The sequence below is a fragment of the Streptomyces sp. NPDC087420 genome (assembly GCF_044744165.1).
In the GTDB taxonomy this organism is placed as follows: domain Bacteria; phylum Actinomycetota; class Actinomycetes; order Streptomycetales; family Streptomycetaceae; genus Streptomyces.
Map to the genome: position 1 here is coordinate 164,206 of NZ_JBIUXU010000013.1, position 25,138 is coordinate 189,343.

The window sequence follows — 25,138 nt, forward strand, 5'->3', positions numbered from 1 at the left end:
GCGGAGGGCCACGCCCCTGCGTACGTGAAGAACGCCTCGTACGCGAAGATCCCCCACGTACACGCAGACCGCACCCCACACACAAGAGCCGCACCCCACACAGGTCTAAACCAATTACCGGAAGGGCCTTGTCACCCGGGCATCCGCCTGATGAGCTAGGCCAGGGACACATAGGACGCCCTGGGGACGCCCGGGAGAGGGAGATGTCGTGAGCAACGAAAGCCTGGCCAATCTGCTCAAGGAGGAGCGGCGGTTCGCGCCGCCGTCCGAGCTGGTCGCGCACGCCAATGTGACGGCGGAGGCCTACGAGCAGGCCGAGGCGGACCGGCTCGGCTTCTGGGCCGAGCAGGCGAGGCGGCTCACCTGGGTCACCGAGCCGACCGAGACGCTGGACTGGTCGAACCCGCCCTTCGCGAAGTGGTTCGCCGACGGTGAACTCAACGTCGCGTACAACTGCGTGGACCGTCACGTGGAAGCCGGCAACGGTGACCGGGTCGCGATCCACTTCGAGGGCGAACCGGGCGACAGCCGCGCGATCACCTACACGGAGCTTCAGGACGAGGTCTCCCGCGCCGCCAACGCGCTGACGGAGCTGGGCGTTCAGGCCGGCGACCGGGTCGCGATCTACCTGCCGATGATCCCCGAGGCCGCGGTCGCGATGCTCGCCTGTGCCCGGATCGGAGCGGCGCACTCCGTCGTCTTCGGCGGCTTCTCCGCCGACGCGGTCGCCTCCCGGATCCAGGACGCGGACGCCAAGCTCGTCATCACCGCCGACGGTGGCTACCGCCGTGGCAAGCCGACCGCCCTCAAGCCCGCCATCGACGAGGCGGTCACGAAGTGCCCGCAGGTCGAGCACGTACTGGTGGTCCGCCGTACGGGGCAGGACACCGCCTTCGACAGCACCCGTGACGTGTGGTGGCACGAGATCGTCGCCCGCCAGACCGCGGTCCACACCCCGCAGGCGTTCGGCGCGGAGCACCCCCTCTTCATCCTCTACACGTCCGGCACGACGGGGAAGCCGAAGGGCATCCTCCACACGTCCGGCGGCTACCTCACCCAGGCGGCCTACACCCACCACGCCGTCTTCGACCTCAAGCCGGAGTCGGACGTCTACTGGTGCACGGCCGACATCGGCTGGGTGACGGGCCACTCGTACATCGTGTACGGGCCGCTCGCCAACGGCGCCACGCAGGTCATGTACGAGGGCACCCCCGACACCCCGCACCAGGGGCGGTTCTGGGAGATCGTCCAGAAGTACGGGGTGACGATCCTCTACACCGCGCCGACCGCGATCCGTACGTTCATGAAGTGGGGCGACGACATCCCCGCCAAGTTCGACCTGAGCAGTCTGCGGGTCCTGGGCTCGGTCGGTGAGCCGATCAACCCCGAGGCGTGGATCTGGTACCGCGAGCACATCGGCGCCGGCACGACCCCGATCGTGGACACCTGGTGGCAGACCGAGACCGGCGCCATGATGATCTCACCGCTCCCCGGGGTCACCGAGACGAAGCCGGGCTCCGCCCAGCGCGCCCTGCCCGGCATCTCCGCCACCGTCGTGGACGACGACGCCAACGAGGTCCCCGACGGCGGCGGCGGCTACCTGGTCCTGACCGAGCCGTGGCCCTCCATGCTCCGTACGATCTGGGGCGACGACCAGCGGTTCATCGACACGTACTGGTCCCGTTTCGAGGGCAAGTACTTCGCCGGTGACGGCGCGAAGAAGGACGACGACGGCGACATCTGGCTGCTGGGCCGCGTGGACGACGTCATGCTGATCTCGGGTCACAACATCTCCACCACCGAGGTCGAGTCCGCCCTGGTCTCCCACCCCAAGATCGCGGAGGCCGCCGTCGTCGGCGCGGCCGACGAGACCACCGGCCAGGCCATCGTCGCCTTTGTCATCCTGCGCGGCACGGCGAGCGTGGACGACGGGCTCGTCGCCGAGCTGCGCAACCACGTCGGTACGGCTCTGGGCCCGATCGCCAAGCCCAAGCGGATCCTCCCGGTGGCGGAGCTGCCGAAGACCCGCTCCGGGAAGATCATGCGGCGCCTGCTGCGCGATGTCGCCGAGAACAGGACGCTCGGGGACGTCACCACGCTCACCGACTCCTCGGTCATGGACCTGATCCAGACCCAGCTGCCGTCGGCGACCAGCGAGGACTGAGCACGACCCGCACATACACGCGCTGTCCGCGTGGGGGCACCCGGAGTCCACCGACCCGGGTGCCCCGCCCCCACCTGGGTAGAGTGTGCAGAGCGCCAACAACTGTGCGGAACATCAACAAATGAACAAGAAAATCTGGGTGCGCCGGGAAGTCTGGTCGGCAACGTGATCCGCCATGTCCGCCGAACCGCCCCGGAGGTCCGACCCCGTGCCAGCCCCCACGGCCACCGCCCGTAAGTTCCTCGGCCGGCTGTCGCTGCCCGAGCGCAACTACGTCGCCGACGCGCTCCGTACCGAAACCGTGGGTGGACTGCTCCTCCTCGCCGCCGCCGTAGCCGCCCTGATCTGGGCGAACACCCCGGTCAGCGCGTCGTACACCACCGTGCGGGACTTCCACCTCGGCCCCTCCGCCCTCGGCCTTCACCTCTCCGTACAGCACTGGGCGGCCGACGGACTGCTCGCCGTCTTCTTCTTCGTCGCCGGGGTGGAGCTGAAGCGCGAGCTGGTCGCCGGTGAGCTGCGCGATCCCCGCGCCGCCGCCCTGCCCGTCGTCGCCGCGCTCTGCGGAATGGCGACCCCCGCCCTCGTCTACCTGGTGGTCAACGTCGTCGGCGGCGGGTCACTGGACGGCTGGGCCGTCCCCACGGCCACCGACATCGCCTTCGCCCTCGCCGTCCTGGCCGTCCTCGGCACCTCGCTGCCCGCCGCGCTCCGCGCCTTCCTCCTCACCCTCGCCGTCGTCGATGACCTCTTCGCGATCCTGATCATCGCCGTCTTCTTCACGAGCGACCTGAACTTCGCGGCGCTCGGCGGCGCGTTCGCCGGCCTCGCCGTGTTCTGGTTCCTGCTGAGAAAGGGGGTGAGGGGCTGGTACGTGTACGTCCCGCTCGCCCTCGTCAACTGGGCGCTCATGTACAACAGCGGCATCCACGCCACCATCGCGGGCGTGGCGATGGGGCTGATGCTCCGCTGCGTCAGGACCGGCGACGAGACGCAGTCGCCGGGCGAGCGCGTCGAGCACCTGGTGCGGCCCCTGTCGGCGGGACTCGCCGTACCCGTCTTCGCGCTCTTCTCCGCGGGCGTCCTGGTGACCGGCGGTGTCCTCGGCGATGTCTTCACCCGCCCCGAGACCCTCGGTGTGGTCCTGGGGCTGGTGGCGGGCAAGGCCGTCGGCATCTTCTGCGGTACGTGGCTGGCCGCGCGCTTCACCCGGGCCCGGCTCAACGAGGACCTGTCCTGGCCGGACGTGTTCGCGGTCGCCGTCCTCGCCGGGATCGGCTTCACCGTGTCGCTCCTCATCGGCGAACTGGCCTTCTCCGGGAACGCGGCCCTCACCGACGAGGTGAAGGCCTCCGTCCTGCTGGGCTCCCTGATCGCGGCGGTGCTCTCGGGCGTCCTGCTCAAGCTCCGCGTACGTACGTATCGCGCGCTGTGCGACGACGAGGAGCGCGACGAGGACCAGGACGGCGTACCGGACATCTATGAACAGGACGATCCCGGGTATCACCTGCGCATGGCCGCGATCTTCGAGGCGAAGGCCGCGGAACACCGCCGTCTGGCGGAACACGCGGGGGCAGCGCGCGATGACGGCCACGGTCCGGCATGATCTGACACACGCGAGAACCAGAGCGAGAAGAATCAGAGCGAGAAGAGGGAGTCACCGTGAGCGACCCCGGCAGGCAAGCCGCCGACGCAGTCCGGACCGGCGTCATCGTGGAACCCGTCAGTGCCGACCGCAGCCTCGGCCAGCTGGTCGCCGAGGCGACCACCGAGCTGTCCGGACTGGTGCACGACGAGATCGCGCTGGCCAAGGCGGAGATCCGGCAGGACGTCAAGCGGGGTGCGATCGGCGGCGGGGCCATCGCCGTCGCGGGGATCCTCGCCCTGTTCTCCCTGCCGGTGTTCAGCTTCGCCGCCGCGTACGGCATCCACAACTGGGGACTCGGGCTCGCCTGGTCGTTCCTGATCGTCGGCGGGGCGTTCGTGGTGCTCGCCGGCCTGCTGGGCGGGTTCGCCGTACTCAAGTTCAAGAAGATCAAGCCGCCGGAGAAGTCCATCGCCTCGTCCAAGGAGACGGCGTCCGTCCTCCAGAACGCGAAGCCCCACCCCCGGGGGGTCGGGCAGGAGACCAAGTCTGTGGCACGCTCGTCCGCATGACCGCCCCTGATTCCGCCTCCGCCGTCCGCCTCGATGGTCCGTGGGTCCACCGCGATGTGGCGGCCAACGGCGCGCGCTTCCACATCGCCGAGGTGGGCGACGGGCCGCTGGTGCTGCTGCTGCACGGCTTCCCGCAGTTCTGGTGGACCTGGCGGCATCAGCTGACGGCGCTCGCGGACGCCGGGTACCGCGCGGTGGCCATGGACCTGCGCGGGGTGGGCGGCAGCGACCGTACGCCGCGGGGGTACGACCCCGCCAACCTGGCCCTCGACATCACCGGCGTCGTACGGTCCCTCGGCGAGCCCGACGCGGCGCTCGTGGGACACGACCTGGGCGGCTACCTCGCGTGGACCGCCGCCGTGATGCGGCCCAAGCTGGTGCGCAGGCTCGCGGTGTCCTCGATGCCGCACCCGCGCCGCTGGCGCTCCTCGATGCTCTCCGACCTGTCGCAGAGCCGGGCCGGCTCGTACATCTGGGGCTTCCAGCGGCCGTGGCTGCCGGAGCGTCAGCTCGTGGCGGACGACGCGGCGTTGGTGGGGCAGCTGATCCGGGAGTGGTCGGGGCCGACCCTGCCGGACGAGGAGGCGATCGACGTCTACCGGCGGGCGATGACCATTCCGTCCACGGCGCACTGCGCGATCGAGCCGTACCGCTGGATGGTGCGGTCGATGGCGCGCCCGGACGGCATCCAGTTCAACCGGCGCATGAAGCGGCCGGTACGGGTGCCCACCCTCCAGCTGCACGGGTCGCTGGACCCGGCGATGCGTACGCGCAGCACGGCGGGGTCCGCGGAGTACGTGGAGGCGCCCTACCGGTGGCGGCTCTTCGACGGGCTCGGGCACTTTCCGCACGAGGAGGATCCGGCGGCGTTCTCGTCGGAGCTGATCAACTGGCTCAAGGACCCGGAACCGGACCGCTGAGCGCGAGATCCAGCACCGTCGGAACCGGCGTCTCGAACACCACCGCGCCCCCATCACGAACACCTGTCCTACGAATGGCCACTTGCCGGGCGCATAGGCCAATTGGCCCTCCCCGGCGCGGTTATCGACCTTGGGGCCCGGGCAGACGTCCCCGTATGGGCTGGACGCACGACTACGGTGACGCACCACGCAAGCGCCGCTCGGCCACTGTGCCGATCACCCACGAGAGGGGCGGCCCGCAGGATCAGGAGCATGATCCGAGGCTCGGGATCCCCCTCATTCTCCGCCGCAGGGCCCGCTGGGTCTCGGCCCGGCTGCGCCACCCGCGCACGTAGGCGCGATCGCGCGGACAGGGCCTGAGGCACCGACCGCGCGGACCGCTACAGCGCGCATCCCTGGCTGTCGACTTCCTGATTGGCCGTACGGCCCTTCTCGATGTCCTCGCGGATCTCGTCGACCGTCAGGGCGTACCCCGTGTTCGCGTCGTCGAGCGACCGCGCGAAGATCACGCCGTACACCTTGCCGTCCGGTGTGAGCAGCGGGCCGCCCGAGTTGCCCTGGCGCACGGTCGTGAACAGCGAGTACACCCGGCGGCTGACCTCGCCGCGGTGGTAGATGTCGGGCCCGTTGGCGTTGATACGGCCCCGGACACGCGCGGAGCGCACGTCGTACGCGCCGTTCTCCGGGAAGCCCGCCACGATCGCGTTGGCACCGCTGCGCGCCTCGTTGTCGCTGAAGCGGAGCGGGGTCGCGGGCAGGTTCGGCACGTCCAGGACCGCGATGTCGCGCTGCCAGTCGTAGAGGACGACCTTCGCGTCGTACAGCTTGCCCTCGCCGCCTATCTGGACCGTCGGCTGGTCCACCCCGCCGACCACGTGCGCGTTGGTCATCACCCGGCGGTCGGCGAAGACGAAGCCCGAGCCTTCGAGGACCTTGCCGCAGCTCTGGGCCGTACCGACGACCTTGACGATGGACCTCTGGGCGCGGGCCGCGACGGGACTGCCCGCGAGCGCGGGGTCGGGGGGCTGGACCTCGGTGATGGGCTCGTTGGCGAAGGGGCTGAAGACCTGCGGGAAGCCGTTCTGCGCGAGGACGGACGAGAAGTCCGAGAACCAGGTGGAGGCCTGGGTGGGCATCACCCGCGAGACGCCGAGGAGCACCTTGGAGCTGCGGACCTCCTTGCCGAGCGTGGGCAGCGTCGTCCCCGCGAGGGCGGAGCCGATCAGCCAGGCGACCAGCAGCATGGCGAAGACGTTGACCAGGGCCCCGCCGGACGCGTCCAGGGCGCGCGCCGGCGACCACGTGATGTAGCGGCGCAGCTTGTTGCCGAGGTGGGTCGTGAAGGCCTGGCCGATGGAGGCGCAGACGATGACGATCACGACCGCGACCACGGCGGCCGTGGTGGAGACCTCCGCGTCCTCGGTGAGGTTGTCCCAGACCACCGGGAGCAGGTAGACGGCGACGAGGCCGCCCCCGAGGAAGCCGATGACCGACAGGATGCCGACCACGAAGCCCTGGCGGTAGCCGACGATCGCGAACCACACAGCGGCGAGCAGTAGCAGGATGTCCAGCACGTTCACCGTCGTTAGCCTCGCAGATTCGTCAACGGCCTGGGCAGCGGGGTCGGGCGGGGACGGCCGGCGGGGGCCGGCGCGTCCCGGGCGAGAATCAGCCTGTCACGCGCGCCAGTCCAGCGGGACCTCCTTCGAGCGGTCCCAGGGGACCTCGAAACCGGCGAAATGCAGGATGCGGTCGATCAGTCCGGCGGTGAAACCCCAGACCAGGGTGGATGCCACCAGGAAGGCCGGGCCCCGGTAGCCGCTGGGGTGGAGGGCGCTCACGCGGTGGTCGGGGTCCGTGAGCTCCGCCACGGGGACGGTGAAGACGCGCGCGGTCTCGGCGGGATCGACGGCGGCGACCGGGGTCGGCCTGCGCCACCAGCCGAGCACCGGTGTCACCACGAAGCCGCTGACGGGGATGTAGAGCGCGGGCAGTACGGCGAAGAGCTGGACCCCCGACGGATCGAGGCCGGTCTCCTCCTCGGCCTCCCGCAGCGCCGCCCGCAGCGGCCCGGTGGTCGCCGGATCGCCGTCCTCCGGGTCGAGCGCGCCGCCGGGGAACGACGGCTGGCCCGGATGCGAACGCAGGCTCCCGGCCCGCTCCATGAGCAGCAGCTCGGGGCCGCGCTCGCCCTCCCCGAAGAGGATGAGCACGGCGGACTGCCGGCCGCCGCCGCCCTTGGGCGGCAGGAAACGGCTCAGCTGCTCCGGCGCCACGCCCAGCGCGGCGCGCGCGACGGGCATGAGCCAGTCGGGCAGCCCCTCCGTGGTCACGTCGACCCCGGTCGTCCGGTCGCCGTATGCCGGGTCGCCGTACGTCCGGTTGTCGTACGTTCTGTCAGCGCGCGTCATCTGCACCCCTGTCGCATAACGCCTGCCGTCGGCCGGATCGTTCCGCCCTCGTCCGGCTCCACCCGTGTGTGTCGTGTCGCCGTACGGCTGTGACGCGTCGCCGCACGGCACTCGCGTCGTGCGGCTGTGACGTCATACGGCGCGGGCCCTTCATGCGCTCAACGCGCGCCGTTCTTCCGCGCGATCGCTGCCGTCGGTGCGACCCGTGGGACCGGCGTCCGGTACGGGGAAGCTCGTCGGCTCCCGGCTCATTCCGCGCCCGTATCGCCACCGGCATCCGCACCGGCGCCCGCGCCCAGCGGAGGCGCCGGCCTGCCCGGGTAGTCGGGGGGCGGGCTCAGACGCTGGCCCGGGTAGCCGCCCTTCTCGTACTTGAGGAGCTTCTCCGCCTTCTCCGGGTCCGTCTCCCCCACTCCGTACGACGGACAGAGGTGCGCGATCGGACACGCGCCGCACGCGGGCTTGCGCGAGTGGCAGATCCGGCGGCCGTGGAAGATCACCCGGTGCGAGAGCATCGTCCACTCGCTCTTGGGGAAGATCGCCTCGATCTCCGCCTCGACCTTCTCCGGGTCCTCCTGCTCCGTCCACTTCCAGCGGCGCACCAGCCGGCCGAAGTGGGTGTCGACCGTCAGACCGGGGACCCCGAACGCGTTGCCCAACACCACGTTGGCCGTCTTGCGGCCGACACCGGGCAGCGTCACCAGGTCGGCCAGCCGGCCGGGAACCTCACCGCCGAAGTTGTCCCGGAGCGCCGTCGACAGCCCGATCAGGGACCGCGCCTTGGCCCGGAAGAAGCCCGTCGGGCGGATGATCTGCTCCAGCTCCTCGGGCACGGCCGCGGCCATGTCCTCGGGCGTCGGGTAGGCGGCGAAGAGCGCGGGGGTGGTCTGGTTCACCCGCAGGTCCGTCGTCTGGGCGGAGAGGACCGTCGCGATCAGCAGCTCGAACGGGTTCCGGAAGTCCAGCTCGGGGTGGGCGTACGGATAGACATCGGCCAACTCGCGGTTTATCCGGCGGGCCCGCCGGACCATGGTCAGTCTCGATTCCGCTTTGGCCGCCGTACGGATGGGCGTACCCGCCGCGGCCGTCTCCGTCCCGGCTCCGCCCGGGGCCGCGTTCCGGGCCGCGGCCTTGCTCACGCCTCGGCCCGCCCCCTTGCCCCGTGGGGCTTTCGCGGCTTTTTTCGGTTTCTCCGAGGGCTGTTCGCCCACAGCGGAATTACGGTCGGCCGCCACTTCTCCAGCCCCCTCTGCCTGCGCTGTCACCGGCTTTTTGGACACCCGGCCAGCCTAAAGCCCTCCACTGACATCCGCCCCGGCCCTGGCCGATCACCACTCGAATCGGCCTCCCGGGCACGGTCCTGGGCCCCTGTACGTCAAGCTTGTGACCGATCACACGGTTTCGAACACGGGGTGGCCCGGCAGACGGCGAGAGGGCCGTGAGATACGGAGCCACCCGAGAACAGACAGCACGTACGGCATTATGGGGACCCTGGTTCCGCTCTGGTTCCCTGAGCAGGTCGACAAGGAGAGAACACGTGGACGACGTTCTGCGGCGTGCCCCGCTCTTCGCGGCGCTCGATGACGAGCAGGCCGGAGAGCTTCGCGCCTCCATGAGTGAAGCGACGCTGGCCCGCGGTGATGCTCTCTTCCACGAGGGCGACCCCGGCGACCGTCTTTATGTGGTCACCGAAGGCAAGGTCAAGCTGCACCGCACTTCCCCGGACGGCCGGGAGAACATGCTGGCCGTGCTCGGCCCCGGCGAGCTGATCGGCGAGCTGTCCCTCTTCGACCCCGGCCCGCGTACGGCCACGGCGAGCGCGCTCACCGAGGTCAAGCTCCTCGGCCTCGGACACGGCGACCTCCAGCCCTGGCTCAACGCCAGGCCCGAGGTGGCCACGGCGCTGCTGCGTGCCGTCGCCCGACGGCTCCGTAAGACCAACGACCAGATGTCCGACCTGGTCTTCTCCGACGTCCCCGGCCGTGTGGCCCGGGCGCTCCTCGACCTGTCGCGCCGCTTCGGCGTGCAGTCGGAGGAGGGCATCCACGTCGTCCACGACCTCACGCAGGAAGAGCTGGCCCAGTTGGTCGGCGCGTCCCGCGAGACGGTCAACAAGGCGCTCGCGGACTTCGCCCAGCGTGGCTGGCTGCGGCTGGAGGCGCGTGCGGTGATCCTGCTGGACGTGGAGCGCCTCGCGAAGCGTTCGCGTTAACGATTCTGGCCGCTGAATCTGCCGTATCCGTAGGACCATCGTCCGGGCCGCCGTACAGGCGCCCGGACGGTGGTGCGTTCGGTGGCGTGTTGGCCAGGCGATCAGCTGATCAGGCCGTGCTCGCGCAGGTACTCCAGCTGTGCGCGTACGGACAGCTCCGCCGCCGGCCACAGTGACCTGTCCACGGCCGCGTAGACCTGCTCCACCACCTCGGACGGCGTGCGGAAGCCGTTCTCGACCGCCGTCTCGACCTGGGCCAGCCGGTTCGCGCGGTGGGCGAGGTAGAACTCGACCGCGCCCTGGGCGTCGTCCAGTACGGGACCGTGGCCCGGCAGCACCGTATGGACGCCGTCGTCGACCGTCAGCGAGCGCAGGCGGCGCAGTGAGTCGAGGTAGTCGCCGAGCCGGCCGTCCGGATGGGCGACGACCGTGGTGCCCCGGCCGAGAATCGTGTCGCCCGTCAGCACCGCGCGGTCGGCGGGCAGGTGGAAGCAGAGCGAGTCGCCGGTGTGGCCCGGGGTCGGGACGACCCGCAGCTCCAGACCATCGGTGGTGATCACGTTCCCCGCCGCCAGCCCTTCGTCGCCGAGTCGCAGCGCGGGGTCGAGGGCCCGGACGTGGGTACGGGTCAGCTGGGCGAAGCGCGCCGCGCCCTCGGCGTGGTCCGGGTGGCCGTGGGTGAGCAGGGTCAGCGCGACCCGTTTGCCGGCGTGCTCGGCGGTGGCGACGACCGCCTTGAGGTGGAGGTCGTCGAGCGGGCCCGGGTCGATGACCACCGCGAGGTCGGAGTCCGGTTCGGAGACGATCCAGGTGTTGGTGCCGTCGAGGGTCATGGCGGAGGCGTTCGGCGCGAGGACGTTGACCGCGCGGGCGGTGGCGGGTCCGGAGAGCGTCCCGCCGCGCGGCTGACCGGGCAGAGCTGCGGCGTCCGTCATCGGGGCCCTCCTTCGGAACGGCCCGTGGGACCGGCTGTCCTGAGCGGCTCGGCGGGGACGGCCGGATCCACGCGCTTGGTGAATTCGTCATGCCCCGGCCAGGTCAGCACCAGCTCCCCGTCCACCAGCCGCGCGGTCGCCAGTACGGGTGTCAGATCGCGGTCCCCGGCCGTGGCGAGCGCCTCGGCCGCCGAACCGTACGAGGCGAGCGCGCGCAGGGTCGAGACGGTCGGGGGCATCATCAGCAGGTCGCCCCTGTCGTACGCCTCGGTCGCCGCGCCCGGCCTGATCCACACCGTACGGTCGGCCTCCGTGGAGGCGTTCCTGGTGCGCTGGCCCTTCGGCAGCGCGGCCACGAAGAACCACGTGTCGTAGCGGCGCGGCTCGAACTCCGGGGTGATCCAGCGCGCCCACGCGCCGAGCAGGTCGCTCCGCAGCACCAGGCCACGCCGGTCGAGCAGGTCCGCGAAGGACAGCTCGTGGCGGACGAGCGCCGCGCGGTCGGCCTCCCAGTCGTCGCCCGTGGTGTCGCCGACGACGGTCTCCGCCGTCTCCCCCGCGAGCAGGACGCCTGCCTCCTCGAACGTCTCCCGGACGGCCGCGCAGACGATCGCCTGCGCGGAGGCCGCGTCGACGCCGAGGCGGCGGGCCCAGACGTCCCGGCCGGGTCCGGCCCAGCCGACCGGCCGGTCGTCGTCGCGGGGATCCACCCCGCCGCCGGGATAGACGTACGCACCGGCCGCGAAGGCCATGGACGCCTGCCGGCGCAGCATGTGCACCTCGGGCCCGCTGTTGCCTGCGGGGGAGGTGCCCGCCTCGCGGGGGCCCGCCCCGCCGGCACCCGCCACCGCCGCGCCCGCCTCCGCCGCGCCCGCCTCAGCGGGGTTGTCGCGCAGCAGCATCACCGTCGCCGCGCGCCGTGGCGCCACCGCCGTGATCTCACCGGCGGCGAGGGCACGGATCCGCTCGGGCCACTCGGGCGGGTACCACTGACCATTGGGCATGGCCGGATGCTATGCGCTGAGCGGACGATGTTCGAGAGGTGTACGGGCCGACGGTCCCACCTCGCCCCTCACGGTCGGCCCGACCGGCCGGCGGGCGTTGGGCCGTGGCCGACGTTTGGCCCGTGGTCGGTCTTCAGGCCACGGCCGAGGTTCGGCCGGCGCACGGCCGGACCTCGACCCGACCGAATGGCTCAACTCGCGGGCCGGTCCACGACCGGACCCCGCAGATCGGGGCACCGACCCGGCCGACCGCAGGATCGGCACCCGCGCCCCGACCGACCCACCGCGTCAGCGCCCACGGCCCCGCCGACCGCCGAATCGGCGCCCGTCACCCGGCGCGGTCAGGGCGAGGCCCGCCACGCCCACCCACTCAGTCCTCCGTCAGCTCCACCAGGATCTCGACCTCGACCGGCGCGTCCAGCGGCAGGACCGCCACGCCCACCGCGCTGCGCGCGTGCACGCCCTTGTCGCCCAGTACCTGGCCCAGCAGCTCGCTGGCGCCGTTGACGACGGCCGGCTGGCCGGTGAAGTCCGCGGCCGAGGCGACGAACCCCGTCACCTTCACCACCCGCGCGATGCGCTCCAGGTCGCCGGTGACCGACTTCACGGCGGCCAGGGCGTTCAGGGCGCACGTACGCGCGAGGTCCTTCGCCTCCTCGGGCGTGACCTCGGCCCCGACCTTGCCGGTGAGCGGAAGCTTGCCCTCCACCATCGGGAGCTGGCCCGACGTGTAGACGTACAGGCCCGTCCGTACCGCCGGCTGATACGACGCCAGCGGGGCGACGACCTCCGGGAGGGTCAGGCCCAGTCCGGCGAGGGCGGCCTCCACCGTCCCGGCGGCGGCGCTGTCCGATCCGGTCATGCGGCCCGCTCCCGCTTCAGGTAGGCGACGAGCTGCTCGGGGTTGTTCGGCCCGGGGACGACCTGGACGAGCTCCCAGCCGTCCTCGCCCCAGGTGTCCAGGATCTGCTTGGTCGCGTGCACGAGAAGGGGCACGGTCGCGTATTCCCACTTGGTCATGGAGGCGACTGTATCCGTACGGCCGAGGGCGCTGTATCCGTACCCACGGGCAGCCTCGTGCGTAGCCTGCGGCCTTACTGGTTAGGCTCGAATACGTGAGCAGGCTCCAGGTCGTCAGCGGCAAGGGCGGCACCGGTAAGACGACGGTCGCCGCCGCCCTCGCGCTCGCCCTCGCGACGGAGGGCAAGCGCACCCTCCTCGTCGAGGTCGAGGGCAGGCAGGGCATCGCACAGCTCTTCGAGACGGAGGCCCTTCCGTACGAGGAACGCAAGATCGCCGTCGCCTCGGGCGGCGGGGAGGTGTACGCGCTGGCGATCGACGCCGAGCGTGCCCTCCTGGACTATCTCCAGATGTTCTACAAGCTCGGCGGCGCCGGGCGCGCGCTGAAGAAGATCGGCGCGATCGACTTCGCGACGACCATCGCCCCCGGCGTCAGGGACGTCCTGCTGACCGGCAAGGCGTGCGAGGCGGTCCGGCGCAGGGACAGGCAGGGACGTTTCGCCTACGACTACGTGGTGATGGACGCGCCGCCCACCGGGCGCATCACGCGCTTCCTGAACGTGAACGACGAGGTGGCGGGGCTGGCGAAGATCGGCCCCATACACAATCAGGCGCAGGCGGTGATGCGGGTCCTCAAGTCGCCGGGGACGGCCGTGCATCTGGTGACGCTGCTGGAGGAGATGCCGGTCCAGGAGACCGTGGACGGCATCGCCGAGCTGCGGGCCGTGGACCTGCCGGTCGGCAAGGTGATCGTGAACCAGGTACGGCCCCACCTCCTCGACGAGGCCGCCGTCCGCGCCGCGTCGGGGGACCGCCGCAAGGAGGTCGCCAAGGCGCTCGGTACGGCGGGGGTCAGCGCCCCCACGAAGCTGGTGGGACCCCTGCTCGACCAGGCGGCGGAGCACGCGCAGCGCGTGGAGCTGGAGCGCGAGCAGCGGGCCGCCCTGGCGAAGCTGGACCTGCCCACGTACGAACTCCCCCTGATCGGCGAGGGAATGGACCTCGCCGGTCTCTACCGGCTGGCGGGGGAGCTACGGCAACTCGGGAAGGCCTTCGCATGACCCGGACTCAGCCCACCGCCCGGGCCTCAACGGCCACCGCCCGGTCATCCGCGCTTGACACCACCGCCGCCCCCCTGGAGATCGATCCCCTGCTGGACGACCCGGACACCCGCATCATCGTGTGCTGCGGCTCCGGCGGCGTGGGCAAGACGACCACCGCCGCGGCCCTCGGCGTACGGGCGGCGGAGCGCGGTCGCAAGGTGGTCGTGCTCACGATCGACCCGGCCCGCCGGCTGGCCCAGTCCATGGGCATCGACTCGCTCGACAACACCCCGCGCCAGGTGAAGGGCGTCGAGGGGCCCGGCGAACTGCACGCCATGATGCTCGACATGAAGCGGACGTTCGACGAGATCGTCGAGGCGCACGCGGATCGCGACCGGGCGCGCGCCATCCTGGACAACCCCTTCTACCAGTCCCTGTCGGCCGGATTCGCGGGCACGCAGGAGTACATGGCGATGGAGAAGCTGGGGCAGTTGCGCGCCCGTGACTCCTGGGACCTGATCATCGTCGACACCCCGCCCTCGCGCTCCGCGCTGGACTTCCTGGACGCACCGAAGCGGCTCGGGTCCTTCCTGGACGGGAAGTTCATCAGGCTGCTGATGGCGCCGGCCAAGGTCGGCGGCCGGGCCGGGATGAAGTTCCTGAACGTCGGCATGTCGATGATGACCGGCACGATCGGGAAGGTGCTGGGCGGCCAGTTCCTCGGTGACGTGCAGATGTTCGTCACCGCGATGGACTCGATGTTCGGCGGGCTGCGGACGCGCGCGGAGGCGACGTACCGGCTCCTCCAGGCGCCCGGCACGGCCTTCCTGGTCGTCGCGGCGCCGGAGCGGGACGCGCTGCGCGAGGCGGCGTACTTCGTGGAGCGGCTGGCCGCCGAGGAGATGCCGCTGGCGGGTCTCGTACTCAACCGGGTCCATGGCAGTGGCGCCGCGCGGCTCTCGGCCGAGCGGGCCCTGGCCGCCGCGGAAAATCTTGAAGAGGGCGGCATTGTGGATCAGGAGCCCGGGAATGCTCCTTCTCGTGGCGCCGCAGCCGCGGCGGGCTCTTCCCCCGGAGCCCCCGAGGCGCCGCCCGAGCCGCCCGCAGAATCCGCAGCATCCTCGGAGTCCGTTGAGTCGCCCGAGCCCGATCCCGAGCCCCCCGTGTCCGACTCGTCCACAACTGAGCCTGCCCCACAGGCGGATTCCGTCACACCTTCTGTCACAAGTGTGGAACAGCTGACCGCCGGTTTGCTGCGTCTGCACGCGGAACGGATGCAGGTGCTCGCGCGTGAACGACGCACGCGCGACCGCTTCACCGCTCTGCATCCGGAAGTAGCGGTGGCCGAGGTGGCCGCCCTGCCCGGCGACGTTCATGACCTCGCCGGGCTCAGGGCCATCGGTGATCACCTCGCGGCCGGTCGTAGTACGACCTGACCTGCGAGGACGTGCTCGGAGGCGCGGCTGATCGAGCCGCCACCACCAAGCCGTACGGCCGCGCACGTCCAGGCGCACACCAGGACCGTGCGGTGCCGGCCCGCGGGGCGTACCTCTGGTACCTGGCCCGCGGGTTGTACGTCTCGTACCTAGCCCGTACGTCTCATACGTCTCGTACCCAGTCCGTACGTCCCGCGGCTAGCCCGCGGCGGCGTACGTCTCGTACGTCTCGTCGTCCTCCAAGCCCACGGGCAGAAGGCCCGCGCTGCGCTCGTACTCGGTACGCGCGGTTTCGAGCAATCTCCGCCACGACGTGACGGTGGGACGCCTGCGCAGCAGTGCGCGGCGCTCCCGCTCGGTCATCCCGCCCCACACGCCGAATTCGACGCGGTTGTCCAGCGCGTCCGCCAGGCACTCGGTCCGCACCGGGCATCCGGTGCACACCGCCTTGGCCCGGTTCTGCGCTGCACCCTGCACGAACAATTCATCCGGATCGGTAGTGCGGCATGCTGCCTGCGCACTCCAGTCGGTTACCCAGCCCATTCCGGCGCCGTCCTCTCCCGAATCGAGGCTCCCCCACGGCGGTAGCGGCATATTCACCGCTGCCAGTTGAGGACGTTACGGAAGGCGGGCACAGCGCAACACCCCCTTCGGGCCCAATCTTGAATGGTCCGAACGGACTATGCGTGCGTGACAGATCACCCAGGGGAGTGAGCGATGGACATCACTCATGAACCCGGCAAGGCGGGGCAATAGGGGTGAGTCACAACGGATGTTCAGGGACAGAAGCAGTCAATACAGACGTGGCTCCCCGCGCTTCGGGTTCACGGGAAGTTCACATCGAGGGCTTGATGCGCAACCCCACTGCTGTGACAGTTGGGTACAGCTTAGGCCAGAGCCTTGACGCGTGTCCGGCGAATGAGAACGTAGGCTGCCCCCATGCCAAAAAAGCGCTCGGGCGGGGGTCTGACCGGGACCCAGCAGGCCGCCAAATTCCTCGGTGTCAGTGTGCTCGCGGGAGCGGTGCTGGCGGGAATCGCCTTGCCGGCGTTCGGCGCGCTGGGACTCGCCGCCAAGGGAACCGTCGAGGGATTCGACGAGATCCCCGCCAATCTCAAGACGCCGCCGCTGAGCCAGCGCACCGAGATCCTGGACGCCAAGGGCGGCCAGATCGCCACGGTCTACTCGCGTGACCGCACCGTCGTGCCGCTCAAGGACATCTCTCCGTACATGCAGAAGGCGATCGTCGCGATCGAGGATTCGCGCTTCTACGAGCACGGGGCGATCGACCTCAAGGGCGTGCTCCGCGCGGCCAATCGCAACGCGCAGTCGGGCGGGGTGTCCGAGGGCGCCTCGACGCTGACGCAGCAGTACGTGAAGAACGTGTTCGTCGAGGAGGCCGGCGACGACGCGACGAAGTTCAAGCAGGCCACGCAGCAGACGCTGGGCCGCAAGATCCAGGAGCTGAAGTACGCGATCCAGGTCGAGGAAGAGCTGGGCAAGAAGAAGATCCTTGAGAACTATCTGAACATCACCTTCTTCGGTCAGCAGGCGTACGGCGTCGAGGCCGCGTCGCAGCGGTACTTCTCCACGTCGGCGAAGAACCTGACCCTCGGCCAGGCCGCCCTGCTGGCGGGCATCGTCCAGTCGCCGACGCGCTACGACCCGGTCAACGACGCGGAGGAGGCGCAGAAACGCCGTAACACCGTTCTCCAGCGGATGGCCGACGTCGGTGCCGTCTCCCAGGCCGAGGCCGACAAGGCCGGCGCCGAGCCGATCAAGCTGAAGGTCAGCAAGCCCAAGAACGGCTGCATCACCGCCGTCGACGGCGCGGGCTTCTTCTGCGACTACGTCCGCGAGGTCTTCCTCACCGACCCGGTCTTCGGCAAGTCGCGCGAGGAGCGCGCCAAGGTCTGGAACCAGGGCGGCCTGACGATCCGTACGACGCTGAACCCGCAGGCCCAGAAGTCGGCGCAGGCGTCGATCAAGGACCACGTCTACAAGAGCGACCCGGTCGCGACGGCCCTGTCGATCGTCGAGCCGGGCAGCGGCAAGATCCTGGCCATGGGCCAGTCGAGGCCGTACGGCTTCGGGAAGAACGAAACCCAGATCAACCTGTCCGTGAACCAGAACATGGGCGGCGGCGCGGGCTACCAGCCGGGGTCGACGTTCAAGCCGATCGTCGCGGCGGCGGCGCTGGAGCAGGGCATTCCGGCGACGCAGCAGTTCCCGTCCCCGTACCAGATGACGTACCCGACCCCGGTCCAGACCTGCGACGGCCTGTGGAGCGACAAGGACGTCCCGGTCGAGAACGAGAACGAGTCGGAGCACGGCCCGTACGGGATGAAGGAAGCGACCGCCAAGTCGGTCAACACCTACTACGTGGAGCTGATCAGCAAGATCGGCGTGTGCCCGGTGACCGACATGGCCACCAAGATGGGCGTCAAGCGGGCCGACGGCAACCGGATCCAGCAGGTCCCCTCGATCACCCTGGGGACGCAGGAGATGTCGCCGCTGACCATGGCGTCGGCGTACGCGACGTTCGCCAGCCGTGGCATGTACTGCACGCCGATCGCGATCGAGTCGATCACGGGCCCCGGCAAGAAGCAGCTGCCCGTACCGAAGTCGACGTGCAACCGCGCGATGTCCGAGAAGACCGCCGACACCATCAACACGCTGCTCAAGGGCGTGGTGGAGGACGGTACCGGTACGGAGGCGGGCCTCGGCCCGCAGCGTCCGAGCGCGGGCAAGACCGGTACGACGGACTTCCGCTACGCGGCCTGGTTCGTCGGCTACACGCCGAACATGTCGGGCGCGGTGTGGGTCGGTGACCCGCAGCACAAGCGGAAGATGGTGGACATCACCATCGGCGGCGCCTACCAGGCGAAGGTCTTCGGTGGCCAGGTGCCGGGGCCGATCTGGAAGGACGCCATGACGGGCGCGCTGGCCGGACACGAGGCTCCCGGATTCAACGAGATCAACATCCCGGATCCTCCGAAGAAGGAGGAGAAGCCGGCGGGCGACGCGAAGCCGGGTGACACGGCGGGCCAGACGGGCGGCGGGACCGGTGACAACGGCGGGAACGGCGACAACGGGGGCAACGGCGGAGATGGCGGGGACGGCGGCGACAACCCCTTCCCGGACTTCTCGGTGCGGCCGGGGTTGCTGAGCGGCGGGAACGGGAACGGCGGGGAAGGAAACGGCCAGGACGGCGGAGGGAACGGCCCGTAGGGGCTTCCCGCGGTGATACGGCAGGGCGCCCGGCGGTTGACGAGTCAGTCACCGGCCGGGCGCCCTGCTGTGTACGAGGATCGTGTACGAGGATCGTGTACGAGGGTCTCCCCCACGTGTGTAGAACTGTACGACTGTACGACTCAGCCAGCGGCGAGGTGCTGCTTGACCAGGGCGGCGACACGGCCGCCCTCGGCGCGGCCGGCGACCTTCGGGTTCACGATCTTCATGACGGACCCCATGGCGCGCGGCCCCTCGGCGCCCGCGGCCCGCGCCTCGCCGACGGCCTGGGCGACGATCTCGCCGAGCTCGTCGTCGGACAGCTGCTTCGGCAGGTACGCGTCCAGGAGGACGCCCTCGGCCTTCTCCCGCTCGGCCTGCTCCGTACGCCCGCCCTGCGTGAACGCCTCGGCGGCCTCACGGCGCTTCTTCGCCTCCCTGGCGATCACCTTCTGCACCTCGTCGTCGGAGAGCTCACGGGCGGTCGTACCCGAGACCTCCTCCTTGGTGATCGCGGTGAGGGTCAGCCGGAGCGTGGCGGAGCGCAGCTCGTCACGGGCACGGATGGAGGCGGTGAGGTCTTCCTTGAGCTTGGACTTGAGGCTGGTCATGGTTCAAGTGTGACAGGTACGCCACTGAGCCCGCCCCGGGATTAAGGGCCTCCTCCCCCGGTCGTACAAAGACCAATACAACGTCTGAGACGATGGGAACATGCGCGCACGTTACGGAGTACCCCTGGGAATCGCGGCAGTCGGCGCGGCCGGAATCGCCTACGCGGCAGGTATCGAAACCCGCTCGTTCCGGTTGCGGAGGGTCACCGTGCCCGTACTGCCGCGGGGCATGCGTGATCTTCGTTTCCTCCAGGTGTCCGACATCCACATGGTGAGCGGCCAGCGCAAGAAACGGCACTGGCTCCAGGCGCTCGCGGGCCTGCGCCCGGACTTCGTCGTGAACACCGGCGACAACCTCTCCGACCCGGAGGGCGTACCGGAGCTGCTGGACGCGCTGGGCCCGCTGATGGAGTTCCCCGGCGTCTACGTCTTCGGCTCGAACGACTACTACGGCCCGAAGCTCCGCAACCCGGCCCGCTACCTCTTCGAGAAGGCCCAGGGCCGCCACGGCCTCAACGGCAACGCCCCGGCGGCCTCCGCGGTGCGCAACCCCTGGGAGCCGATGCGGGACGCCTTCGACGCGGCGGGCTGGGAGGGCCTCACGAACACGCGCGGCCGCCTCAAGATCGACGGCTACGAGATCGCGTTCACGGGCCTGGACGACCCGCACATCAAGCGGGACAGGTACGAGCAGGTCGCCGGCGGCCCGGACCCGGACGCGGACCTGTCGATCGGCGTGGTGCACGCCCCGTACCTGCGCAGCCTGGACGCCTTCACGGCGGACGGCTACCCCCTGATCCTGGCGGGCCACACGCACGGCGGCCAGCTGTGCATCCCCTTCTACGGCGCCCTGGTCACCAACTGCGACCTGGACACGGACCGCGTGAAGGGCCTCTCGACCCACCGCTCGGGCGGCCACACGTCGTACCTCCACGTATCGGCGGGCTGCGGCACAAACCGCTACACCCCAGTCCGCTTCGCCTGCCCCCCCGAAGCCACCCTGGTCACCCTGACCCCCCACCCCTGACAGCTCCCCCACTGCTCCCCCACTCCCCAAAACCGGATTTCGTCCTAGGCCAGCGGTGGGCTAAAGTAATCGATGTCGCCGCCACACGGACGACATCGGGGTGTAGCGCAGCTTGGCAGCGCGCTTCGTTCGGGACGAAGAGGTCGTGGGTTCAAATCCCGCCACCCCGACAGCTGAAACACCAGGTCAGGGGCCTGATCCGCATTGCGGGTCGGGCCCCTGAGTGGTTCCTGGGGATCGCTTGGGAGAATTCTGCGAGGAAATCTTGGTCAGCTTCTCCCAGGAGCAGTCTCCAGTGCCGCAGAAAGCGCGGCGCTCAAGCGCCGGCGGACCTGCGCGTTCGCGAATTCAGGACTCGTAGCTGACCAGGAACACCGCGGCGAGCCGCCCCAACAGTCGTCGGGAACACCGCATATCGCAGTTCATCGCTCAGCTCCTTCCCACGACCGGACCCGTGCGCTCGCCCAGCGAGTACCTGCGTTGAGGGAAGACCGTGGGTGGACACGGGAAACGGCTGGCGAAGGAGGCAGGCATCGCCGTCGGGACGCTGGGTACAAAGTCGTCGAGCGCCTCGGGACAGCGGACGGCTGGCGCGAACGCTTCTCGCATGTTCAGCCCTTGGTGTCTTACGCTCAGCGGAGTTCACCGGCTTCCGCTTCCCTCCTGCCAAGCCCTGGCCGGCTTCGAAGGCGGCCCTGGCAGATCAGTTGGATCTACTCGCGCAGGACCTCCGCCAACTGGATTGGGTGCCAATTGAGTTCAGGACAGCCTGTTCAGCCTGAGAGGGTGAGTACGCAGGATGGGGAACCCGTGGCCACCCGTCCCCTGACCGACGCCGTCGGCTGAACTACCGCATGCCAGATGTGGCCTACGGACCTGCCTTAAATGCAGGCGTGCCATGCTGTCGCCAACGGGGCTTGACTTGGCTCCAGCTGATCGTCAGGGGGAGCTGTGGCAGGGCGGGACCTTCGAACGTTGTTCAGCTCGAACGACCGGAGCATCGCCACCAGTGAGGCGTTCACGGACCGGCAGGCACAGTGGCAGGCCGTAACGGTCGGCCTCGCCGAACACATGCGGCACGTGACCCGTACGGACTTCGACGTGGAGGACTTGGAAGCTCCCCGCCGCAACATCCTGGTGTTCCACGGTGTGGGCGGGATCGGCAAGTCCACGCTCTCCCGCAAGATCGAGGCATCGCTGGCCCGCAGCGAGCACCGTCCGGCGCAATGGGAATCGCCGTCCCACCCCGAGGAGCGGACTCTGCCGGTCCGTATCGATCTCGCGCGTGCCACGGGGACGGACTTCGAACGCGTCATTCTCACCATCCGTCTTGCCGTCGCCGCGCTCGGCCGGCCGATGCCCGCCTTCGACCTCGCCTTGCGCCGCTACTGGGAGCACAACCACCCGGGCGAACCGATCGAGGACCATCTGCGCCGGGGTGGGCTGCTGAGCCGCTTCAGCGCCGCGGCCGACCTGCCCCAGCAGATGCAGTCCGCCCTCAGCGATATCGCCCAGGCCCTGCTCCTGCCCGGCACAGTCGGCAGTGCGCTCGGGCACGGGGCCGGAGCGCTCATCAAGGCGTTACGCGAACGGCGTCAGTCCGTACGCGCCCTCGCCGGCTGCTCCCGCCTGGCCGACCTCCTGGAGGCCGAGCCCGACCTGGAAGCCCTCAGCTTCTACCCGCACCTCCTCGCCTGGGACCTGGCCCAAATCCCGGCCGGCAAGGGCGCACTACCCGTGATCCTGCTGGACACCTTCGAGGACACCGGCGACCGCACGCACCGCGACTTCGAGCGTCTGCTCCAACGCGTCGTGTGGTTGATGCCCAACGCGTTCTTCGTCGTCACCGGACGCAACCGCCTCCAGTGGGCGGAGACAAACCTGGTGGGGCAACTCGGATGGACCGGACCGCACGCGTGGCCCGGTCTTGCAGCCGACACGGCACAAGTGGAGCGAGCTGTATCGGGCCGTCAGGTCCTGATCGGCGACTTCTCTCCGGAAGACTGCGAGGACTACCTGGTCCGCAGGCTGAGCCGCGACGGGCAGCCGCTGATCGACGAACCGGTCCGCCGGATCATCACCGAGCGCTCCCACGGGTTGCCTCTGTACCTAGACCTGTCGGTCATGCGCTACCTGGAACTCCGACGCGGCGGCAGACAGTCGCAGGTCAGCGACTTCGACCACGACTTCCCCGCACTGATCGCCCGTACCCTCAGCGACCTGAGCGCCAACGAGCGCCACGTGCTCCGCTCGGTCAGCCTGCTCAGCGCATTCTCCGTACCCCTGGCCACCCAAGCCGCCGGCATGGACCACGACGCGCCCGCCCTACGACTGACCGAGCGCCCCTTCATCCGGGAGTCCACTTCCGGTGTGTGGCCCTTCCATGTCCACAACCTGATCCGCTCCACCATTCGCAACGCGGACGACAGCAGTGACGACCGCTGGTCGGAGCAGGACTGGCGGCGCGCGGCCCAACGAGCCTTCCACGCCCTGGAATCACAGTGGCGCCAGGACCTGCAACACGATCGAGCCGTCCTGATCAGCTGTATCCAGCAAGGACTGCTCCTCGCACGGGACTTCCGTCTCGGTCTCGATTGGCTCGTCGATGCCGCATTCCAGTACGTAGGGGACTCCGTCTGGGAACCACTGGCGCTTCCCGCCGCCGGTGGCACGTCGTCAGGTGGCTTGCAGACTCCCGCAGATGCCCTGGTGGAAACGCTGAGCGCCATCGCCCGGCGCCAGCACGAGCACCGTGAACGCACGACCAGTCGGCTCTCGGCCGTCCTCGCCTCGGAGCTGCTCCCCGATGATGTGGTCGAACTGGCCACGTATTACCTGGCGAAGGCCCAGCGAGACCTCGGTCTGACCGACGAATCGCGCCGCGGGATGCAGCGCGTCGCCTCCGCCGACGGTCGGCTCGCTTCCGCGGCCCGGCGCGGCCTGGCACACCTGAGCCGACTGTCCGGAGACTTCCCGACCACGATCGAAGCCGCGGGGAGGCTGGGCTGGGAGGGGCGGCACCATCGTGTGCTGGGAGACGTGTGGTGGGTGCAGGGCGACATGGAGCGGGCGGTAGCCGCCTACCTGGCAGGCCGGAGCGAAGCCGAGGAGCACGGTGGGGTCGGTGAGACCGCCATGGTGCAGGCGCATCTCGCCTTCGCCGTCTCCTTCTCCGATCCGCTGCGGGCCGATGCCGAACTCGACCTGGCGGAACGGCTGTTGTCTCACCTCAGTCTGCGCTCCAGCGAGATGACCGCTCGCATCGCCGTGCTCGTACGCAATGCCGGGTTCGCCGCCGACTTGCCCGGCCGGGCGGCCGCGCTGCTCGCTGAGATCGGTGTCTCCGGCATTTCCTACGCGGCGGCGAAATTGCAGCTGGCCCTGTGCTTCCACCACGCAGTCCTGGACGCCCAGGACGACCTCGCCACCGCGATCACCCGCCTGTGCGAACTCACGCAGAGCGGCGACTACTCCTACTACGTCGACATCGCCCACTTCATGGCCGGCCTTCCGCTTCCCGAGCACACCGCACGAGCACGGTGGATCGACGGAGAACAACAGACCCGCGAACGATGGCGCCACCTGGTTACGACACGTCGCGATCACCTCACCACGACCCGTTAGGCTTCGCACACGTGCACACAGGCACGGATCGCCGGTCGGACGACTCCGGCCTCCCCGTTCCACCACACGGTGTGCGTCGGCGAGTGGGAGGTGCGCACCGATCGCGGACCGGTGCCTACGGTCGCCCTGCCTGTGGAACGACAGCTCTGTCCAGCCGATCAGGCGAAGTTTCCTGGCCATCCATGAGCTGCTGAATCGCCGCCAGGATCCCCTCTACCGCGCCGGTTTCGGCTGCGATGGCGGACAGAGAGACCGACGGCCAGCCCTTGTAGCCCTTCTCCCGTTGCGCTGCCAGCTTCTTCGCCAACTCGGGAACAGCCGGCAGTGACTCCGCGAACCCGGCCGCCCCGTCGAGGCCGAGGCGATGGGTGATCGATCCGAAGCTGAAGGCGAGCTCCTCCTTCGCGGGGTTGTCGTACAAGGACAGCGTCCAGATCGGCACCTGCTGACCGGCGACGGGATAGTAGACGGACATGCTCGGGTACTTGGCCGTACCACCCTCCAGCCGTCCCCTGGCCGCCGCGTGATCAAGCAGTGCGGTCGCGATCCGCTTCGGTTCCGGGGCGAGGCGAGCCCCTATCACCGTGTTCATGCCAGCACGCGTGGTCCTCTGCGTAGCGCGACGGCTGGAAGGAGACTTCGCCGCCGTAGCGACTTCCCCATGGATGCGCGGGACCAAGACGCGAAGGTCTCCGTCGCCTCGGTACTGCGTCAACTCGACCGCGTACACGTCCGTCTGCCGCATCTGCCGGTTCAGGAACTCGACGATGGCCCTCAGCTCCAGCGGGATCCGGTCCGCGACGAACAGCAGCCGCATCTGCCCGGCGGCCAGGCGTTCCTCGACCGTCGACCAGAACTCTTCCGGGGAACGGTCACCGAGCAGCAGATCCCCGTACGCCTCCTCCAGCGATCGGCCGTCCGCGACGCAGGTCTCCTCGAAGGAGCGTTGGAGCAGCGCTCCAGGCCAGTACCGCGCTCCGTTCGCCGCGTAGTCCAGCATCTGACCCACCACCTCGCGGCGGATACGCGTATCACTCGCCCGCTTGACCTCCACCAGAGTGGGCACCCCGTCGGCGTCGACGAAGAGATGGTCCAGCCAGTACGCCGGACCGCTCTCGGCACTCGTCGGAACGCCCATCTCCCGCGCCACCAACACCAGCCGCAACGACTGCCCTTCGGCCGGCGAGCCGAAATCCAGCACACGCGGATGGCGAGCGAGGAGCTCCTGAAACTCTTCCTCGGTCTCGAACGCGGCCGGCTCCAAGGCCTGCAGATCGCGGCCCAGGACGAATACCGGTTGATCAGTCACTTGCTGCCCCAACCTTGTCGTCTCGCGATCGTGT

The 25,138-nt window shown here is 69.7% G+C and carries 21 protein-coding genes and 1 tRNA gene; 12 read left to right on the plus strand and 10 right to left on the minus strand.

The genetic code is table 11. The features are described from left to right. Positions 1 to 208 precede the first annotated feature (208 nt). From acs to ACIO1C_RS26880, 5 genes are all read left to right on the plus strand, one after another. Complete coding sequence (gene acs, locus ACIO1C_RS26860; RefSeq protein WP_401867791.1) at positions 209 to 2,164, plus strand: acetate--CoA ligase; 1,956 nt, start codon at positions 209 to 211, stop codon at positions 2,162 to 2,164. A gap of 208 nt (positions 2,165 to 2,372) precedes the next feature. After that, complete coding sequence (gene nhaA / locus ACIO1C_RS26865) at positions 2,373 to 3,770, plus strand: Na+/H+ antiporter NhaA (RefSeq protein WP_401867794.1); 1,398 nt, start codon at positions 2,373 to 2,375, stop codon at positions 3,768 to 3,770. A 56-nt stretch (positions 3,771 to 3,826) separates the two neighbouring features. Beyond that, complete coding sequence (locus tag ACIO1C_RS26870) at positions 3,827 to 4,321, plus strand: phage holin family protein (protein ID WP_401867797.1); 495 nt, start codon at positions 3,827 to 3,829, stop codon at positions 4,319 to 4,321. Beyond that, positions 4,318 to 5,241, plus strand: a complete 924-nt coding sequence (locus ACIO1C_RS26875; protein ID WP_401867799.1) for an alpha/beta fold hydrolase — start codon at positions 4,318 to 4,320, stop codon at positions 5,239 to 5,241. The genes ACIO1C_RS26870 and ACIO1C_RS26875 overlap by 4 nt, the downstream gene beginning before the upstream one ends. A 155-nt stretch (positions 5,242 to 5,396) precedes the next feature. Continuing rightward, complete coding sequence (locus ACIO1C_RS26880) at positions 5,397 to 5,576, plus strand: hypothetical protein (protein WP_401867801.1); 180 nt, start codon at positions 5,397 to 5,399, stop codon at positions 5,574 to 5,576. Positions 5,577 to 5,621: 45 nt separating this feature from the next. On the opposite strand, the gene ACIO1C_RS26885 is transcribed toward ACIO1C_RS26880, so the two are convergent. The 3 genes from ACIO1C_RS26885 to nth form a co-directional block, all read right to left on the minus strand. Then, entirely contained in the window at positions 5,622 to 6,821 is a 1,200-nt protein-coding gene (locus ACIO1C_RS26885) for a MarP family serine protease (RefSeq protein WP_401867803.1), read from the minus strand. A gap of 96 nt (positions 6,822 to 6,917) precedes the next feature. Further along, positions 6,918 to 7,652 carry an NUDIX hydrolase gene (locus tag ACIO1C_RS26890; RefSeq protein WP_401867806.1) on the minus strand — a complete coding sequence of 245 codons (735 nt, stop codon included), beginning with the start codon at positions 7,650 to 7,652 and terminating at the stop codon, positions 6,918 to 6,920. Between the two features lie 248 nt (positions 7,653 to 7,900). Then, positions 7,901 to 8,719 carry an endonuclease III gene (nth, locus tag ACIO1C_RS26895; RefSeq protein ID WP_401868125.1) on the minus strand — a complete coding sequence of 273 codons (819 nt, stop codon included), beginning with the start codon at positions 8,717 to 8,719 and terminating at the stop codon, positions 7,901 to 7,903. 470 nt (positions 8,720 to 9,189) lie between these two features. Here nth and ACIO1C_RS26900 point away from each other — a divergent pair, with 470 nt between their 5' ends. Then, entirely contained in the window at positions 9,190 to 9,864 is a 675-nt protein-coding gene (locus ACIO1C_RS26900) for a Crp/Fnr family transcriptional regulator (RefSeq protein WP_161307922.1), read from the plus strand. A 101-nt stretch (positions 9,865 to 9,965) separates the two neighbouring features. Here ACIO1C_RS26900 and ACIO1C_RS26905 read toward each other — a convergent pair whose 3' ends face one another. From ACIO1C_RS26905 to ACIO1C_RS26920, 4 genes are all read right to left on the minus strand, one after another. Then, positions 9,966 to 10,799, minus strand: coding sequence for an MBL fold metallo-hydrolase (locus ACIO1C_RS26905; RefSeq protein WP_401867809.1), 834 nt, complete (start codon positions 10,797 to 10,799; stop codon positions 9,966 to 9,968). Then, the gene (locus ACIO1C_RS26910; RefSeq protein WP_401867812.1) at positions 10,796 to 11,803 is read right to left on the minus strand and encodes an NUDIX hydrolase; all 1,008 of its coding nucleotides are present in this window, start codon (positions 11,801 to 11,803) and stop codon (positions 10,796 to 10,798) included. The genes ACIO1C_RS26905 and ACIO1C_RS26910 overlap by 4 nt, the downstream gene beginning before the upstream one ends. A gap of 370 nt (positions 11,804 to 12,173) precedes the next feature. Then, a complete protein-coding gene (locus ACIO1C_RS26915; RefSeq protein ID WP_401867815.1) occupies positions 12,174 to 12,665 on the minus strand; it encodes a RidA family protein in 492 nt (163 codons plus the stop codon). Next, the gene (locus ACIO1C_RS26920; protein WP_107018142.1) at positions 12,662 to 12,823 is read right to left on the minus strand and encodes a DUF4177 domain-containing protein; all 162 of its coding nucleotides are present in this window, start codon (positions 12,821 to 12,823) and stop codon (positions 12,662 to 12,664) included. The genes ACIO1C_RS26915 and ACIO1C_RS26920 overlap by 4 nt, the downstream gene beginning before the upstream one ends. Positions 12,824 to 12,918: 95 nt before the next feature. Between ACIO1C_RS26920 and ACIO1C_RS26925 the strand changes: the two genes are divergently transcribed. Both ACIO1C_RS26925 and ACIO1C_RS26930 read left to right on the plus strand, forming a co-directional pair. Next, on the plus strand, positions 12,919 to 13,884 hold the full coding sequence (locus ACIO1C_RS26925) for an ArsA family ATPase (RefSeq protein WP_401867818.1): 966 nt from the start codon (positions 12,919 to 12,921) through the stop codon (positions 13,882 to 13,884). After that, positions 13,881 to 15,302: an ArsA family ATPase gene (locus ACIO1C_RS26930; RefSeq protein ID WP_401867821.1), complete on the plus strand. Its 1,422-nt coding sequence runs from the start codon at positions 13,881 to 13,883 to the stop codon at positions 15,300 to 15,302. The genes ACIO1C_RS26925 and ACIO1C_RS26930 overlap by 4 nt, the downstream gene beginning before the upstream one ends. A 198-nt stretch (positions 15,303 to 15,500) precedes the next feature. Here ACIO1C_RS26930 and ACIO1C_RS26935 read toward each other — a convergent pair whose 3' ends face one another. After that, positions 15,501 to 15,845: a WhiB family transcriptional regulator gene (locus ACIO1C_RS26935; RefSeq protein ID WP_202532472.1), complete on the minus strand. Its 345-nt coding sequence runs from the start codon at positions 15,843 to 15,845 to the stop codon at positions 15,501 to 15,503. A 396-nt stretch (positions 15,846 to 16,241) separates the two neighbouring features. On the opposite strand from ACIO1C_RS26935, the gene ACIO1C_RS26940 reads away from it, so the two are divergent. Continuing rightward, on the plus strand, positions 16,242 to 18,533 hold the full coding sequence (locus ACIO1C_RS26940; protein WP_401867824.1) for a transglycosylase domain-containing protein: 2,292 nt from the start codon (positions 16,242 to 16,244) through the stop codon (positions 18,531 to 18,533). Positions 18,534 to 18,676: 143 nt separating this feature from the next. Here ACIO1C_RS26940 and ACIO1C_RS26945 read toward each other — a convergent pair whose 3' ends face one another. Then, positions 18,677 to 19,144 (minus strand): GatB/YqeY domain-containing protein, encoded by a 468-nt coding sequence (locus tag ACIO1C_RS26945; protein ID WP_401867826.1) that lies wholly within the window; start codon positions 19,142 to 19,144, stop codon positions 18,677 to 18,679. A 100-nt stretch (positions 19,145 to 19,244) separates the two neighbouring features. On the opposite strand from ACIO1C_RS26945, the gene ACIO1C_RS26950 reads away from it, so the two are divergent. From ACIO1C_RS26950 to ACIO1C_RS26960, 3 genes are all read left to right on the plus strand, one after another. Beyond that, positions 19,245 to 20,171 carry a metallophosphoesterase gene (locus tag ACIO1C_RS26950; protein ID WP_401867828.1) on the plus strand — a complete coding sequence of 309 codons (927 nt, stop codon included), beginning with the start codon at positions 19,245 to 19,247 and terminating at the stop codon, positions 20,169 to 20,171. Between the two features lie 96 nt (positions 20,172 to 20,267). Further along, positions 20,268 to 20,341, plus strand: a tRNA-Pro gene (locus ACIO1C_RS26955). 781 nt (positions 20,342 to 21,122) lie between these two features. Then, a complete protein-coding gene (locus ACIO1C_RS26960; RefSeq protein WP_401867830.1) occupies positions 21,123 to 23,795 on the plus strand; it encodes an ATP/GTP-binding protein in 2,673 nt (890 codons plus the stop codon). A gap of 115 nt (positions 23,796 to 23,910) precedes the next feature. On the opposite strand, the gene ACIO1C_RS26965 is transcribed toward ACIO1C_RS26960, so the two are convergent. Further along, positions 23,911 to 25,104, minus strand: a complete 1,194-nt coding sequence (locus tag ACIO1C_RS26965; RefSeq protein ID WP_401867833.1) for a hypothetical protein — start codon at positions 25,102 to 25,104, stop codon at positions 23,911 to 23,913. Positions 25,105 to 25,138 lie beyond the last annotated feature (34 nt).

Excerpts from the sequence above, each read along its gene's own strand:
- ACIO1C_RS26875 (WP_401867799.1), top strand. The coding sequence starts at position 4,318 with ATGACCGCCCCTGATTCCGCCTCCGCCGTCCGCCTCGATGGTCCGTGG.
- ACIO1C_RS26880 (WP_401867801.1), top strand. The coding sequence starts at position 5,397 with ATGGGCTGGACGCACGACTACGGTGACGCACCACGCAAGCGCCGCTCG.
- ACIO1C_RS26890 (WP_401867806.1), bottom strand. The coding sequence starts at position 7,652 with ATGACGCGCGCTGACAGAACGTACGACAACCGGACGTACGGCGACCCG.
- ACIO1C_RS26905 (WP_401867809.1), bottom strand. The coding sequence starts at position 10,799 with ATGACGGACGCCGCAGCTCTGCCCGGTCAGCCGCGCGGCGGGACGCTC.
- ACIO1C_RS26910 (WP_401867812.1), bottom strand. The coding sequence starts at position 11,803 with ATGCCCAATGGTCAGTGGTACCCGCCCGAGTGGCCCGAGCGGATCCGT.
- ACIO1C_RS26915 (WP_401867815.1), bottom strand. The coding sequence starts at position 12,665 with ATGACCGGATCGGACAGCGCCGCCGCCGGGACGGTGGAGGCCGCCCTC.
- ACIO1C_RS26920 (WP_107018142.1), bottom strand. The coding sequence starts at position 12,823 with ATGACCAAGTGGGAATACGCGACCGTGCCCCTTCTCGTGCACGCGACC.
- ACIO1C_RS26930 (WP_401867821.1), top strand. The coding sequence starts at position 13,881 with ATGACCCGGACTCAGCCCACCGCCCGGGCCTCAACGGCCACCGCCCGG.
- ACIO1C_RS26935 (WP_202532472.1), bottom strand. The coding sequence starts at position 15,845 with ATGGGCTGGGTAACCGACTGGAGTGCGCAGGCAGCATGCCGCACTACC.
- ACIO1C_RS26940 (WP_401867824.1), top strand. The coding sequence starts at position 16,242 with ATGCCAAAAAAGCGCTCGGGCGGGGGTCTGACCGGGACCCAGCAGGCC.
- ACIO1C_RS26945 (WP_401867826.1), bottom strand. The coding sequence starts at position 19,144 with ATGACCAGCCTCAAGTCCAAGCTCAAGGAAGACCTCACCGCCTCCATC.
- ACIO1C_RS26950 (WP_401867828.1), top strand. The coding sequence starts at position 19,245 with ATGCGCGCACGTTACGGAGTACCCCTGGGAATCGCGGCAGTCGGCGCG.